Origin of the sequence: Mesorhizobium sp. DCY119 (assembly GCF_003590645.1) — a bacterium.
Lineage (GTDB): Bacteria > Pseudomonadota > Alphaproteobacteria > Rhizobiales > Rhizobiaceae > Mesorhizobium_M.
Genome location: NZ_CP031834.1, coordinates 252,926 through 267,455 on the forward strand (window position 1 = coordinate 252,926; position 14,530 = coordinate 267,455).

Annotated in this window: 12 protein-coding genes and 1 pseudogene; 11 read left to right on the forward strand and 2 right to left on the reverse strand. The window is 64.2% G+C overall.

Translation table 11 applies throughout. The annotated features are described in order from the left end of the window. Window positions 1-35: 35 nt before the first annotated feature. The 4 genes from DZG07_RS01225 to DZG07_RS01240 all read left to right on the forward strand — a co-directional run bounded on the left by DZG07_RS01225 (window position 36) and on the right by DZG07_RS01240 (window position 3,665). Window positions 36-1,007 (forward strand): ABC transporter permease, encoded by a 972-nt coding sequence (locus DZG07_RS01225; protein WP_119813679.1) that lies wholly within the window; start codon window positions 36-38, stop codon window positions 1,005-1,007. Between the two features lie 28 nt (window positions 1,008-1,035). Then, a complete protein-coding gene (locus DZG07_RS01230) occupies window positions 1,036-2,055 on the forward strand; it encodes a zinc-binding alcohol dehydrogenase family protein (protein ID WP_119821281.1) in 1,020 nt (339 codons plus the stop codon). Between the two features lie 21 nt (window positions 2,056-2,076). Next, window positions 2,077-2,901 carry an amidohydrolase family protein gene (locus DZG07_RS01235; RefSeq protein ID WP_348626405.1) on the forward strand — a complete coding sequence of 275 codons (825 nt, stop codon included), beginning with the start codon at window positions 2,077-2,079 and terminating at the stop codon, window positions 2,899-2,901. 116 nt (window positions 2,902-3,017) lie between these two features. Beyond that, the gene (locus DZG07_RS01240; RefSeq protein WP_119813683.1) at window positions 3,018-3,665 is read left to right on the forward strand and encodes a 5-formyltetrahydrofolate cyclo-ligase; all 648 of its coding nucleotides are present in this window, start codon (window positions 3,018-3,020) and stop codon (window positions 3,663-3,665) included. A 167-nt stretch (window positions 3,666-3,832) separates the two neighbouring features. Here DZG07_RS01240 and hutC read toward each other — a convergent pair whose 3' ends face one another. Further along, window positions 3,833-4,567, reverse strand: coding sequence for a histidine utilization repressor (gene hutC / locus DZG07_RS01245; protein WP_119821283.1), 735 nt, complete (start codon window positions 4,565-4,567; stop codon window positions 3,833-3,835). Window positions 4,568-4,594: 27 nt separating this feature from the next. Then, on the reverse strand, window positions 4,595-5,947 hold the full coding sequence (locus DZG07_RS01250) for a formimidoylglutamate deiminase (RefSeq protein WP_119813685.1): 1,353 nt from the start codon (window positions 5,945-5,947) through the stop codon (window positions 4,595-4,597). 101 nt (window positions 5,948-6,048) lie between these two features. Between DZG07_RS01250 and hutI the strand changes: the two genes are divergently transcribed. The 7 genes and pseudogenes from hutI to DZG07_RS01285 all read left to right on the forward strand — a co-directional run bounded on the left by hutI (window position 6,049) and on the right by DZG07_RS01285 (window position 14,517). Continuing rightward, window positions 6,049-7,284: an imidazolonepropionase gene (gene hutI, locus DZG07_RS01255; RefSeq protein WP_119821285.1), complete on the forward strand. Its 1,236-nt coding sequence runs from the start codon at window positions 6,049-6,051 to the stop codon at window positions 7,282-7,284. Window positions 7,285-7,467: 183 nt separating this feature from the next. Further along, window positions 7,468-9,012 (forward strand): histidine ammonia-lyase, encoded by a 1,545-nt coding sequence (gene hutH / locus DZG07_RS01260; RefSeq protein WP_119813687.1) that lies wholly within the window; start codon window positions 7,468-7,470, stop codon window positions 9,010-9,012. After that, on the forward strand, window positions 9,009-9,827 hold the full coding sequence (gene hutG / locus DZG07_RS01265; RefSeq protein WP_119813689.1) for an N-formylglutamate deformylase: 819 nt from the start codon (window positions 9,009-9,011) through the stop codon (window positions 9,825-9,827). The genes hutH and hutG overlap by 4 nt, the downstream gene beginning before the upstream one ends. A gap of 26 nt (window positions 9,828-9,853) precedes the next feature. Next, window positions 9,854-11,530: a urocanate hydratase gene (gene hutU, locus DZG07_RS01270; protein WP_119813691.1), complete on the forward strand. Its 1,677-nt coding sequence runs from the start codon at window positions 9,854-9,856 to the stop codon at window positions 11,528-11,530. After that, the gene (locus DZG07_RS01275) at window positions 11,530-12,108 is read left to right on the forward strand and encodes a HutD family protein (RefSeq protein ID WP_119813693.1); all 579 of its coding nucleotides are present in this window, start codon (window positions 11,530-11,532) and stop codon (window positions 12,106-12,108) included. Before hutU ends, DZG07_RS01275 begins: the two co-directional genes overlap by 1 nt. A gap of 265 nt (window positions 12,109-12,373) precedes the next feature. Further along, on the forward strand, window positions 12,374-12,625 hold the full coding sequence (locus DZG07_RS01280) for a hypothetical protein (RefSeq protein WP_119813695.1): 252 nt from the start codon (window positions 12,374-12,376) through the stop codon (window positions 12,623-12,625). Window positions 12,626-12,763: 138 nt separating this feature from the next. After that, window positions 12,764-14,517: pseudogene (locus DZG07_RS01285) on the forward strand (ABC transporter permease subunit). The last annotated feature ends 13 nt before the right edge of the window (window positions 14,518-14,530 follow it).

The window sequence follows — 14,530 nt, forward strand, 5'->3', positions numbered from 1 at the left end:
CCAAACAAAACCAAAAAGAACGACAGGGAACGCCGATGACCACCAGCACCAAAACGACACCGATCGAGAAGCCGAAGCGGAATTACAACATCCTTTTCGGATTGACCCTGCTGGCGCTGCTCGTGCTCCTGTGGATCGCCCTTTCGCTGGCCACGCCGAGCTTCGCGTCGGGCATCAACATCGCAAATCTCCTGCGGCAGGGCTCGATGATCGCCATCCTCGCGGTCGGGCAGACCTTCGTCATCATCACCGGCGGCATCGACCTTTCCGTCGGCGCGATCGTCGGCTTCTGCACGGTCACCGTCGCCATGCTCATCAATGCCGGCTTCCCGGTGTGGGTGGCGATACTCGCGACGCTTCTACTCGGCGTGGCAATCGGCGTGTTCCATGGCTTCGGCATCGTCAAAATGGGGTTGCCGCCCTTCATCATCACGCTGGCGACGCTGACCTCGCTGCGCGGCATCGGCCTTCTGATGACCAACGGCAATTCCATCTCGATCAAGAACGACGCCTTTTCGGAATTCTCGCGCAACTCGTTCCTTGGCGTGCCGAACCTGTTCTGGATGGTGATACTGGTGGCGATTCCCGCCTATATCTTCCTGCACCACAGCCGCTGGGGGCGCTATCTGTTCTCAGTCGGCTCGAATGCCGAGGCCTCGCGCCTGTCCGGCGTCAACGTCAACCGCACCATCTATCTCGCCTATACGCTGTCGGCGCTGTGCGCGGCTTTCGTCGGCGTGCTGCTGGCCTCGCGCATCGGCATCGGCAACCCGACGCAGGCCGAGGGCTGGGAACTGCAGGCCATCGCCTCGTCGGTCATCGGCGGCACTTCGCTGTTCGGCGCCATCGGCTCCGTGCATGGGCCGCTGCTCGGCGCCTTCATCCTGGCGACGATCAACAACGGCGCCAACCTGCTGAACGTCAATTCGTTCTGGCAGCGCATCATCACCGGCGCGCTGATCATCGTCATCGTCTATTTCGACGGCCTGCGCCGGCGCGGCAAGTAGGCAGCGCATGAACCGGGCTGTGAAAACGATGCAGGCCTTGGTGTGCCGCGCGCCCGGCGAACTGGTGCTGGAACAGCGGCCCGCCCCCGGCGAACCGCCCGCCGGCTGGGCGCTGGTGGGCGTCAGCCATGTCGGCATCTGCGGCACCGACTATCATATCTTCGAGGGCAAGCATCCCTTCCTCGAATATCCGCGCGTCATGGGGCACGAGGTTTCGGGCACGGTGCTGAAAGCCGGCGAAGGCGTTTCGCTGCCGGTCGGCGAGACGGTCATCGTCAACCCTTACCTCGCCTGCGGCACCTGCATTGCCTGCCGCAAGGGCAAACCGAACTGCTGCACGAAAATCCAGGTGCTCGGTGTCCATACCGATGGCGCGATGTGCGAAGAAATCCTCGTCCCGGCCGGCAATCTCTACCCGGCCAATGGGCTTTCTGCCGCCGATGCTGCAACAGTCGAGTTCCTGGCGATCGGCGCGCATGCGGTGCGGCGCTCATTGACCCCTTCAGGCTCGCGGGCGCTGGTCATCGGCGCGGGCCCGATCGGCATCGGCACGGCGATCTTTTCACGCATCGCCGGGCATGAAGTGACGCTGCTCGACATGAGCGCCGAGCGGCTCGATTTCGCCGCGCGCGAGCTGGGCTTTTCCTCGACCATCGGCCCGGATGTGCCGGCAGCGGAGGGCGTTTCCCGCGCCACCGGCGGCGAAGGCTTCGACGTGGTGTTCGACGCGACCGGCAACACCGCGTCGATCAAGTCCTCCTTTGCCCATGTCGCGCATGGCGGCGCGCTGGTCATCGTCAGCGTGGTCAAGGACGACATCAGTTTTTCGGACCCCGAATTCCACAAGCGCGAGATGATGGTGATCGGCAGCCGCAACGCGACGCGGGAGGATTTCGACCATGTCGCGGAGTCGATCAGGCGCGGTCTCGTGCCCCTCGACCGGATCGTCACGCATCGCACCACGCTTGCCGAGGCACCGGGTGACCTCGCACGATGGGCGCATGAAAAATCCGGCCTGATCAAGGCCGTCATCGCCGTCGGCGAATAGGCGCAATCGCGGAGTTTCATCGTGAGGATCGACGCACACCAGCATTACTGGAAAATCGCGCGCGGCGACTATGACTGGATGGGACCGCCGGTCGCGCCGATCATCCGCGATTATCTGCCCGCCGATTTGCAGCCGCACCTGAAGGCTGCCGGCATCGAGAAAACCGTTCTCGTGCAGGCGGCAGCGACGGTGGCGGAAACCGAGTTCATGCTGGAACTCGCCGAGAGAGAAGCCACGATCGGGGGTGTCGTCGGCTGGATCGACCTCGATGCGCCGGACGCGCCTGCGGTGCTGAAACGGCTGGCCGGCCACCAGAAATTCCGCGGCATAAGGCCGATGCTGCAGGATATCGACGATACGTTCTTCATCCTCGCCGAGCATCGGGTCGCGGTGCTGGAGGCGCTGCCTTCGCTCGGCCTGACTTTCGACGCGCTGGTGCAGCCGCGCCATCTGCCGGTTGTTGCAGCACTTGCCGACCGGCTCCCGGAGCTGAAAATCGTCGTCGATCATGGTGCGAAGCCTTTCATTGCCATGGGTGTCATCGAGCCATGGGCGAGCGACATGGCGGCGCTGGCAAAGCACCAGAATGTATTCGCCAAGATTTCCGGGCTGTTGACCGAAGCAGGCGCGGACCGGTCTGCCGCAGCGCTGAAACCCTATGTCGACACCCTGCTGTCGGCATTCGGGCCGGAGCGCCTGATGTTCGGCAGCGACTGGCCGGTCGTGGAACTGGCTGCCACCTATGACGACTGGTGGCGGATCGCCAATGAGCTGACCGCCGGCTTGAGCGAGGCCGGGCGCAAGGCGATTTTTGGCGGAACGGCAGCGAGATTTTACCGGATCTGATGCCTTGCCCGTTTGAGGTCGGTCGCTGACCTGAGGCGGCCAAACATATGGGCCAGCGGCCTTATTCGCTTGCTCGGGGCGGATCACGGCGCAATGCTGCCTTCGGAGGATTTTCGATGGACAGCGAAGATGATGCAGAAGCGCGCGGCTATGCTTCTCCGCCCTGTTTCATGCACGAGCTGACGCCAGACGGACGCCCCGCCGATCTCGTCGCCTGGACCGACGTGGCGCGCTGGCGCAAGGCCGAACGCAAGCGCCTGATCGACGAGCGCATGGCGGTGCCGGCGGAAGAGCGCAGCGCCCGCACGGAGACGATCGCGGCGGCGTTGACCGGCGCGATTGAGAACCCCGAGAAGCAACTGATCGGCATCTACTGGCCGTTCAGGGCCGAGCCCGACCTGCGCGGCTGGATGAACGAGATGATAGCGGCAGGCGCAAAGATCGCCCTGCCCGTGGTCATCGAGGCCGGCAGTCCGCTCGACTATCGCCAATGGGCGCCCGGCGAACCGCTGGAACGCGGCGTGTGGAACATTCTCGTGCCGTCCAATGGGCCGGCGGTTTTTCCGACCGTGGTGATCGCACCGCTGGTCGGCTTCGACGGCGAAAACTATCGCCTTGGCTATGGCGGCGGCTTCTTCGACCGCACGCTGGCGGCCATGCCGAAGAAGCCGCTGGTGATCGGCATCGGCTATGCGCAGGCTCGGCTAGCCACGATCTACCCGCAGCCGCATGACATACCGATGGACAGGATCATCACCGGCTAGGAGACTATTCGCTAACTCTACCCTGCCGGTCATCTGACGCGGGTTTCTGCGCTTCCGGTGCTCACGTACTTAAATGTACGCTTCGCTCCGGTTCTCGAAGCCCCACGCCATATGCCTCGGCAGGGCGAATTATTAAACGGTCTCTAAGCAGCAACGGCGGTCTCGCCTCAACCATTCTGCGACGGCGTGAAGCGCGCCACCAGCGTGTGGCTGTCGGCGGCATAGGTGAAGCGGACATGGGTGACCGGATGCTCGGCGCTCCAGGTGCGGCGTTCGACAACGAGGCAGGGAGAGCCGACTTCGATGTCCAGCGCGTCGGCTACGTCATCGCTGGCGGCACTCGCCCTGATGCGGTGTTCGGCAGCACTCCACGGCACGCGGGCGATCAGCCACGGCCCCGGCGCGGTATCCTCGAACATTTCATCCGCCGCTTCCGGCACGGCCGCCAGATTGATCAGCCGCTCTTCCAGACAGAAGGGGCGTTGCCCGGCGAAATGCCGGCAGGTCAGGTCGAGGATAAGGCCTGATGGGCGGAGATCCATGAGGGCACGGTCCTGGACCATGCTCTTGCGCTTCTGGCGCGTGCCGAGCTCGTAGCGGTAGGGCAGGCCAAGCGCCTGAACCTCGACCTTGATGTCGTGTATCTCGAGGATGGCGGCCTGCGACTGCGGCCGGCGGACGAAACTGCCGGAACGACGCCGGCGCTCGATCAGCCCTGCCTTGGCGAGCTGCGACAGAGCCTTGTTCACCGTCATGCGCGAACAGCCATACTGCTCGGTCAGCTCGTGCTCGAATGGAATGCGGTGGCCGGGCGCCCATTCACCCGAAAGGATGCGCTCGCTGATATCGGCGAGGATGCGTTGGTGCAGCGACGTCGCTTCCTGTTCCTTCACCGCTTCCACCGTGTTTCCCCTATCCAGCTTCGCCACTCACCCGGCGGAGAGCTGCATCATCACTGTTCGGAAGTTTTGAGCAATGGCCTCGCGCTGGAAATGTCTCCCGCCCGAGACAAGCTTCCTGCCGCCGACCCAGACACTGTCGATACGCGTTCCATTGGCGAATATCCAGGCGTCGAGAATGCCATCGCCCGACTTGCCGGCAAGCGAGGGATGCCCGGCGTCGAGCGAGATGAAATCGGCTGATGCGCCGACGGCTATTTGCGCCGGACCCGCGCCGAGGGCGGTCGACCCACCGGTCAAAGCCGCATCGAACAACGCGCGGCCGTTGGAGCCACCGGGGGTGGCAAGCACATTGCGCTGGCGATGGAAAAGCCGCTGCGAATATTCGAGCTGACGCAGTTCGTCGGAAATCCCGATCAGCACATTCGAATCCGAGCCGATGCCGAAACGGCCGCCATGTTCGATGAACAGCGGCGCAGAAAAAGTGCCATCGCCGAGATTGGCTTCGGTGACCGGGCAAAGCCCTGCGATCGCGCCGCTTTTCGCCACGGCGACGGTCTCGGCATCAAGCATATGGGTGGCGTGGATCAGGCACCAGCGGGCATCGACCGGCGCATGGTCGAGCAGCCATTGCACCGGGCGCGCGCCCGACCAGGCGATGCAATCCTCGACCTCCTTCATTTGCTCGGCGATATGGATGTGGATGGGGCCGTCCGTCAGCGCTGTGACAGCGGCCAACTCCTCGGGCGTGACGGCGCGCAGGCTGTGGGGGGCGACGCTGACGACAGCTCCGGGCAGGCTCTTCACCGCAGCACGGGCGCCTTCCAGAAGCCGGCCAAAACTGTCGAGATCGTTGATGAAACGGCGCTGGCCTTCATTGGGCGCAGTGCCACCGAAGCCGGAATGGGCATAGAAGACGGGCAACAGCGTGAGGTTGATGCCGGTGCGATTCGCCGCCGCCGTAACGCGTGCGGCCATTTCGGCGATGTCTGCATAGTGCCCACCGTCAACATCGTGGTGCAGATAGTGGAACTCGCCGACGCGCGAAAACCCGGCTTCCAGCATCTCGACATAGAGTTGGGCGGCGACCGCCTCGACCTGCTCCGGCGTCATCGACAGCGCGAAACGGTACATGACCTCGCGCCACGACCAGAAACTGTCGGCGGACGGGCCGCGCGTCTCGGCAAGTCCGGCCATGCCGCGCTGGAAGGCGTGGCTGTGCAGGTTCGGCATGCCGGGAAGGATGATCGCGTGATGCTCGTCGCCCACTTGCTGCGCAGCATCGGGCTCGATGCTGACGATGCGCCCTGCCTCGACGGCCAGCCGGACATTGTGTTTCCAGCCACCTGCCAGCAGGACATTTTCCGCAAAGATTGCCGCCATCGGCCCCGCCCTCCAATTCGCGTATAATCCATCAGCAAGACGCTTGCGTCCACCTTCAATATGTATATACATATCAGAGCGGGATGGAAACGGAAAAGATCATGCCGGAACGGGACAGAAGCCAGTCGAACAGCTTCCGCATCTGGCGGAATGCGCGCCTTGCGACGCTCGCCGAGCGCACGCCGGGCCTGGGCATTGTCGAGAAAGGCGCCGTCGCCGCTCAAGGCGGCCGCATCATGTATGCCGGACCTGAGAGCGATCTTCCGGTCGCCTTGCACGAAAAGGCCGAAACCGTCGACTGCGAAGGCCGCTGGATCACCCCCGGCCTGATCGACTGCCACACGCATCTGGTTCACGCCGGCAACCGCGCCAACGAGTTCGAGATGCGGCTGGCCGGCGCGACCTATGAAGAGGTGGCCAAGGCCGGCGGCGGCATCGTCTCGTCGGTGAAGTCGCTACGAGCGGCGAGCGAAAACGATCTGGTCGCACAGACCCTGCCCCGTCTCGACGCGCTGATCGCCGAAGGCGTTACCACCATCGAAATCAAATCCGGCTACGGGCTCGACCTCGAAAACGAGCGCAAGTCGCTGAAGGCTGCACGGCGCATGGGCGTTGAGCGGCCAGTGACGGTGCGGACGAGTTTCCTTGGCGCGCATGCGCTGCCCGCGGAAGCGAAAGGCGACAAGGACGCGTTTATCGACCGCGTCATCAACGACATGCTGCCGGCAATCGCCGCGGAAAAACTGGCTGATGCCGTCGACGGCTTTTGCGAAGGCATCGCTTTCTCGCCGCAGCAGATTTCCCGCGTCTTCGACAAGGCCAGGGAATTCGGCCTGCCGGTAAAACTCCACGCCGACCAGCTTTCGAACCTGCATGGGGCGGCCCTTGCCGCGCGTTTTGGCGCGCTGTCTGCCGATCATCTGGAATATACCGACGAGGAAGGCGCTGCAGCGATGGCCAAGGCCGGCACGGTCGCGGTCATCCTGCCCGGTGCGTTCTATTTCATCCGCGAGACGAAGAAGCCGCCGGTAGCGCTGTTTCGCCAGCATGGCGTGAAGATGGCCATCGCCACCGACTGCAACCCCGGCACCTCGCCCCTGACCTCGCTGCTGCTGACCATGAACATGGCGGCTACGCTGTTCGGCATGACGGTGGACGAGTGCATCGCCGGCGTGACCCGCGAGGCAGCGCATGCGCTGGGCTTGCAAGCCGAAACCGGCACATTGGAAGCCGGCAAATGGGCCGACCTCGCCATCTGGAACATCGAGAGCCCGGCCGAGCTGGTCTATCGCATGGGGTTCAACCCGCTGCATGCGAGAGTTTGGAGAGGGATGTGAACGTCGATCTAAATCACCCCCACTCCGTCCCTTCGGGCCACCTCTCCCCCTGCCCGGTGGAGAGGAACCCAAGCTGGATAAGCGCCGGCATTACGGCAGCGTTTCCTCTCCCCCAGGCAGGGGGAGAGGTGGACCGGCGAAGCCGGGACGGAGTGGGGGTGCTTATCGCCATGGGGAAAACCAATGACTGACATCACTCTCAACCCCGGCCACGCGACCCTCGCCGACTGGCGCGCCATTTATCGCGGCGCCGTACCTAAGCTGCATGAAAGCTGCCGGCCGAAGATCAAGGCCAGCGCCGACACCGTGGCCAAGATCGTGGCCAAGGGCGAGCCGGTCTATGGCATCAACACCGGCTTCGGCAAGCTTGCCAGCGTGCGCATTCCTGCTGCCGATCTCGAGACGCTCCAGCGTAATATCGTGCTTTCCCACGCCGCCGGCGTCGGCGAGCCGATGCCCGTGGCAATCGTGCGGCTGATGATGGCGCTGAAGCTTGCCAGCCTGGCGCAGGGGGCTTCGGGCGTTCAGCCCAAAACGGTCGCGTTGCTGGAAGCTATGCTGGCGAACGACGTCATTCCGGTGGTGCCGGCACAGGGCTCGGTTGGCGCTTCAGGCGACCTTGCGCCGCTGTCGCATATGACTGCGGCGATGATCGGCGTTGGCGAATGCTTTACGCCGCATGGCCGCGTGCCGGCCAAGGTGGCCTTCGTCTCGCATGGTCTGGAGCCGCTGACGCTCGGCGCCAAGGAAGGGCTGGCGCTGCTCAACGGCACGCAGTTCTCGACGGCCTATGCACTCGCCGCCCTGTTCGAGGCGGAAGTGCTCTATCATTCGGCGCTTGTCGTCGGCGCGCTTTCGACCGACGCCGCCAAGGGTTCCGATGCACCCTTCGACCCGCGCATCCACGCGCTGAGAAAGCATAAAGGCCAGATCGACAGTGCCGACGCCTTGCGCGCATTGATGGCCGGCAGTGCCATCCGCGAAAGCCATCGAATCGGCGACGAGCGCGTGCAGGACCCTTACTGCCTGCGCTGCCAGCCGCAGGTGATGGGCGCGGCCCTGACCGTGCTGCGCCAGGCGGCCGACACGCTGGGAACCGAGGCCAACGGCGTCACCGACAACCCGCTGATCTTTCCCGAGGATGGCACCGCACTTTCCGGCGGCAATTTCCATGCGGAACCCGTGGCCTTTGCCGCCGACATGATCGCGCTCGCCGTCTGCGAGATCGGCTCGCTGTCGGAGCGGCGCATCGCCATGCTGGTCGACCCGGCGCTGTCGGGCATGCCGGCGTTCCTGACGCCAAAGCCGGGCCTGAATTCGGGCTTCATGATCCCGCAGGTGACGGCGGCGGCTCTCGTTTCGGAAAACAAGCAGAAAGCCTATCCGGCAAGCGTCGATTCCATTCCGACCTCGGCCAATCAGGAAGACCATGTCTCCATGGCAGCGCATGGCGCGCGCCGGCTGATCGGCATGGTGGAAAACGCTACCGCCGTCATCGGAATCGAGTTGCTGGCCGCAGCGCAAGGCTGCGATTTCCATGCGCCGCTGGCTTCCAGCGGGCCGCTTGAAGCGGTGCGCAAGGCGATCCGGGCCAAGGTGCCGCATCTCGACGAAGACCGGCATTTCCATCCCGACATGGAAAAGGCTATCGCGCTGGTGCGCAGCGGGGCGGTGGTTGAGGCGGCAGGCGCGGTGAAGCTGCCGGAGATCGCAGGAGATGCAGCATGACCTCGCCCTCCTGGCTCACAGTCACGCGCGGCAACACTCCATTGCTCGTCAGCCTGCCGCACACCGGCATCGACCTGGTCGACATTGAACCGCAGCTCACGTCGCGCTGGCTCGGGCAACGCGATTGCGACTGGTGGATCGACAAGCTCTATGATTTCGCCGCCGGGCTCGGCGCAACCGTCGTGCACACGGCGATTTCGCGCACTGTCATCGACGTCAACCGCGATCCCTCCGGCGTCTCGCTCTATCCGGGCCAGACGACGACCGGGCTCTGCCCAACCGAGACATTCGACGGCGATCCGCTCTACCGCATCGGCGAAGAGCCTACGCCGGCAGACATCGACCGCCGGCGTCAAACCTATTTCGAGCCCTATCATGCGGCGCTGGCTGCGGAACTCAAGCGGCTGCGCGCGCTTCACCCCAAGGTCGTGCTCTATGACTGCCACTCGATCCGCTCGGTCATTCCGCGCCTGTTCGACGGCGAATTGCCGGTGTTCAATTTCGGAACAAACGACGGCAAAAGCGCCGATCCCGCTTTGCAAAAGCTGGTGACAGACATCATCGCCGGCGGCGGCAAAAGCTGGGTCGTCAACGGCCGCTTCAAGGGCGGCTGGATCACGCGCCACTACGGCAACCCGGCTGACGGCGTCCATGCCCTGCAGATGGAGCTTTCCAACCGCGGTTACATGCGCGAGCCGATCGGGCCGGTCGGACCGGACAATTGGCCGGTGCCTTACGATCCCGACTTCGCCGCACCCATGCGCAAGACGCTGACCAACATTCTCGAAACCGCACTTGGCTGGGCGCGCACCTGAAGCGCGGCCATTCTTTCGGAGGCCACATGACCCAACACAGCCGCATCGACAATTCACGCACCATCCGCGCTGCCACCGGCACCGAGCTTTCGGCGAAAAGCTGGCTGACCGAAGCGCCTTTGCGCATGCTGATGAACAATCTCGATCCGAACGTCGCCGAAAAGCCCGGCGAACTGGTGGTTTATGGCGGCATCGGCCGCGCCGCGCGCGACTGGGACAGTTTCGACCGCATTGTCGGCGCGCTGAAGCAGCTCGAAAACGACGAGACGCTGCTGGTGCAGTCGGGCAAGCCGGTGGGCGTGTTCCGCACTCATGCGGACGCACCACGCGTGCTGATCGCCAACTCCAACCTCGTGCCGCACTGGGCCAACTGGGATCATTTCAACGCCCTCGATAGGAAGGGGCTGATGATGTACGGCCAGATGACGGCCGGCTCCTGGATCTATATCGGCAGCCAGGGCATCGTTCAGGGCACCTACGAAACCTTCGTCGAGCTCGGCCGACAGCACTACAATGGTGACCTTTCCGGCCGCTGGATCCTGACCGCCGGGCTCGGCGGCATGGGCGGCGCGCAGCCGCTGGCCGCGACCATGGCCGGCGCTTCCTGCCTTGCCGTCGAGTGCCAGCCGAGCCGCATCGAGATGCGGCTGAAGACCGGCTATGTCGATGTACAGGCGAAGGACCTCGACGACGCCCTGGCGATCATCGACAAGGCCACCAAGGACAAGAAGGCGATTTCCGTCGCGCTGCTCGGCAACGCCGCCGACGTGTTTCCCGAACTGGTGCGGCGCGGCGTTCGACCGGACGCGGTGACCGACCAGACATCGGCGCATGATCCGATCAACGGCTATCTGCCGCAGGGCTGGACGGTCGCCGAATGGGAAGAGAAGCGCGAACGTGACCCGAAGGCGGTGAACAAGGCGGCGCGCGCCTCGATGGCCGGTCATGTGCGCGCCATGCTCGACTTCCACAAGCAGGGCGTTCCCACCGTCGACTACGGCAACAACATCCGCCAGATGGCGCTGGAGGAAGGCGTGGAGAACGCCTTCGATTTTCCGGGTTTCGTGCCGGCCTATATCCGCCCGCTGTTTTGCCGCGGCATCGGTCCGTTCCGCTGGGCAGCACTCTCGGGCGATCCGGAGGACATCTATAAGACCGACGCCAAGGTGAAGGAGCTGACGCCCGGCAACCATCATCTGCACAACTGGCTCGACATGGCGCGCGAGCGCATCCACTTCCAGGGCCTGCCGGCGCGCATCTGCTGGGTCGGCCTCGGCGACCGCCACCGGCTCGGCCTCGCCTTCAACGAGATGGTCGCCAGCGGCGAGCTGAAAGCGCCGGTGGTGATCGGCCGCGACCATCTCGATTCCGGCTCCGTCGCCTCGCCCAACCGTGAAACCGAAGCGATGAAGGACGGCTCTGATGCCGTTTCCGACTGGCCGCTGCTCAACGCGCTGCTCAACTGCGCTTCGGGCGCGACCTGGGTGTCGCTGCATCATGGCGGCGGTGTCGGCATGGGCTTTTCGCAGCATTCGGGCATGGTCATCGTCGCCGACGGCACGCAAGATGCGGCCCGGCGCCTGGAGCGCGTTCTGTGGAACGACCCGGCCACCGGCGTCATGCGCCATGCGGATGCCGGCTACGACATCGCCATCGAATGCGCGAAGGAGCATGGCCTCAATCTGCCCGGCATTCTCGGCTGATGCGCATCATCCGCGCTACCGAGCATCGCCGCATGCCTTGGAAGAATGGCGGCGGTGAAACGACAGAGATTGCGATCTCACCAGAGAGTGCGACGACCGGCGATTTCGACTGGCGGCTGTCGATGGCGCGGGTGGAAAGCGGCGGGCCGTTCTCGGTATTTCCGGGCATCGACCGGACGCTTGCCGTGCTCGACGGCGAGGGGCTGCTGCTGACGATCGAAGGCATGGAGCCGGCAGAACTGACCGCTCGCTCCGAGCCGCTGCCTTTCCCCGGCGATGCGCCGACCAATGCCCAGCTGATCGGCGGGGGTGTTACCGACCTCAACATCATGACGCGGCGGGGCAAGCTTACACACTCGATGAGACGGCTAAGAGCCTCCGGTTCGACCAAGCTGCCGCTAGAGGATTCGGAAGCCTTGCTGTTCTGTCACTCGGGGCATGCCCGCATTGTGACCGATGGCCAAACAGCGGAACTGGGTCCTCTGGACACGCTTCATCTCACTGAAACATCGTCGCATCTGCGCATCGAGGCAGACGACGCGGGGCTCTTTGTCATCTCACTAAAACGCACGCCCTGATCACGTTCCGGCGACTGGCCCTTTGGTGCTTGACACGCCAATTGCCACGGGCGTATGCCACCCCCGCTTCGAGCAATCGAGGCCGTCAACAACAGATCGAACAGGTTATGGACAGTTACCCTAGTCGCTGTTCGGACAAGGCCACCGGCCCGGTTCGAACAACATCGTCAGTCAAGATTGTGTCCGGCATGTCCCGCCGGGTGAGCGCCAGAGCCTAACGGTCTGTCCGCTTGCTTCCGGGTCCTGCTGGACCAGGAGGTGAGCCATGAACACCATCATCCTCTTTTTCCGTGATCGTCCCGCCGTGCGCTTTTCCATGGGTGCCACGCCGGTCGTCCGCAAGCGCATTCTGCCGGTTACGCCGCCCGCCAACGCGGCTATCGGCCAGACCGCGCTGACTTGCGGCTGGCAACGCAACCCGGCCAACGGGCATCTGGAATGCCGCTGGACGCGCGAGAAAAACACCGTTTCCGAAGAGGGCGTCAGTCGAAGCGTCAGCCTGCTTCTCGCCGCCTGACCTTTCGGCACGCATCAGAAATTCCTTCTTCCTGATCGCCAGGAGGATGCGCCCGCCGCGAACGACCATGTTCGCGGCGCGGACTTTCGCGCGTCCATTCGACCTTACTCCGCAGCATCAGGAATTTGAGGGATCATCATGGTCTTCCTGCCTCACAATCGCGCGTCGCTGAGCGACGCCACCCGGCTGGCACGCAACCGCATCGTGCCAAACATCCACGACATCGTCGCGCTGTCGATCATGGCGGCACTGCTGGTACTTCTCGCCCATGGCGCAGCCGCCATGCGCGGCTCGGCCGAACTGCTCACCACGCAGCCGGTGACGCTCGACCCGGCCAACCTGCCGGAATATGCGCTGCGCACCACGCTGCGCATGTTCGCGGCCATCATCGCCTCGCTGATCTTCACCTTCGTCGTCGCCACGCTCGCCGCCAAGAGCCGCCGCGCCGAAAAGGTGATCATCCCGGCGCTCGACATATTGCAGTCGGTGCCGGTGCTGGGCTTCCTCACCTTCACCGTAACCTTCTTCATGGGCCTGTTTCCCGGCAGCCAGATGGGCGCGGAATGCGCGTCGATCTTCGCCATCTTCACCAGCCAGGCCTGGAACATGACGTTTTCCTTCTACCAGTCGCTGCGCACGGTGCCGCACGATCTCGACGAGGTCTCGCGCGGCTTCGGCCTTTCGGCATGGCAGCGCTTCTGGCGGCTGGAGGCACCTTTCGCGGCCCCCGGGCTGATCTGGAACACGATGATGTCTATGTCGGGCGGCTGGTTCTTCGTCGTCGCCTCCGAAGCCATCACCGTCGGCAACACAACGGTGGAACTGCCCGGCATCGGCTCGTGGCTGGCGCTGGCAATCGACAGCCGAGATTTCGTTGCCGTCGGCTGGGCCGTGTTGGCGATGGGCATACTGATCCTGATCTACGACCAGCTGCTGTTCCGGCCGGTCGTCGCCTGGGCCGACAAGTTCCGCTCCGAGCAGACCGCCAGCCAGCAAAAGCCGCGCTCCTGGGTCTACGATCTTTTGCGCCGGACGCGGTTCGTCAAGTCGCTCGGTGCCCCCTGGCATGGGTTTGGCAGCGGCTGATGCTGGTGCGTCTGAGCCGCCCGCGTCTCAAGGCACAAACCGCCGAATCGCAAAAGCTTAGCCGGCTCGGCGACAGGCTGTGGCTTGCCCTCATTGCCGTGCTGGCTACGGCGGGCGCCATCTTCACCGCGCACTATATTCATAGCGAGCTGGGCTGGGACGATGTCGCAGAGGCTCTCGGCGGCGGGTTCGCTACCCTACTGCGCGTCATCGTGCTGATCGCCATCGCCAGCGTGGTCTGGGTGCCGATCGGCGTGTGGATCGGGCTTCGGCCGAAGGTCGCGGAACGGGTGCAGCCGCTGGCGCAGTTCCTCGCCGCCTTTCCGGCGAATGTGCTGTTTCCATTCGCCGTTCTAGCCATCGTCGCCACCGGCGCCAGCCCCAATATCTGGCTGTCGCCGCTGATGGTGCTCGGCACGCAATGGTACATCCTGTTCAACGTCATTGCCGGCGCCAGCGCCTTCCCGTCCGACCTCAAGGAGGTTGCCTCGGTGTTCAAGCTGCGCTCGTGGAGCTGGTGGCGAAACGTGATGCTGCCGGGGATTTTTCCCTATTACGTCACTGGCGCACTGACGGCTTCGGGCGGTTCCTGGAACGCCTCCATCGTTGCCGAGCTGGCGAGTTGGGGCAACACGAAGCTCGAGGCCTACGGCCTCGGCTCCTACATCGCCAAGGCGACGGAAGCGGGCGATTTTCCCCGCGTCGTGCTCGGTATCGCGGTGATGTCGCTCTTCGTCACCCTGTTCAACCGCCTGCTGTGGCGCCCGCTCTACGTTTTCGCCGAGCGCCGTCTGCGCCTTGACTGAATCCATTCCAATT

Bases quoted from the DNA above. Each gene is read 5' to 3' on its own strand.
- DZG07_RS01280 (WP_119813695.1), top strand. From the start codon at position 12,374: ATGAACACCATCATCCTCTTTTTCCGTGATCGTCCCGCCGTGCGCTTT.
- DZG07_RS01275 (WP_119813693.1), top strand. From the start codon at position 11,530: ATGCGCATCATCCGCGCTACCGAGCATCGCCGCATGCCTTGGAAGAAT.
- DZG07_RS01230 (WP_119821281.1), top strand. From the start codon at position 1,036: ATGCAGGCCTTGGTGTGCCGCGCGCCCGGCGAACTGGTGCTGGAACAG.
- hutH (WP_119813687.1), top strand. From the start codon at position 7,468: ATGACTGACATCACTCTCAACCCCGGCCACGCGACCCTCGCCGACTGG.
- hutG (WP_119813689.1), top strand. From the start codon at position 9,009: ATGACCTCGCCCTCCTGGCTCACAGTCACGCGCGGCAACACTCCATTG.
- DZG07_RS01240 (WP_119813683.1), top strand. From the start codon at position 3,018: ATGGACAGCGAAGATGATGCAGAAGCGCGCGGCTATGCTTCTCCGCCC.
- hutI (WP_119821285.1), top strand. From the start codon at position 6,049: ATGCCGGAACGGGACAGAAGCCAGTCGAACAGCTTCCGCATCTGGCGG.
- hutU (WP_119813691.1), top strand. From the start codon at position 9,854: ATGACCCAACACAGCCGCATCGACAATTCACGCACCATCCGCGCTGCC.
- DZG07_RS01225 (WP_119813679.1), top strand. From the start codon at position 36: ATGACCACCAGCACCAAAACGACACCGATCGAGAAGCCGAAGCGGAAT.
- DZG07_RS01250 (WP_119813685.1), bottom strand. From the start codon at position 5,947: ATGGCGGCAATCTTTGCGGAAAATGTCCTGCTGGCAGGTGGCTGGAAA.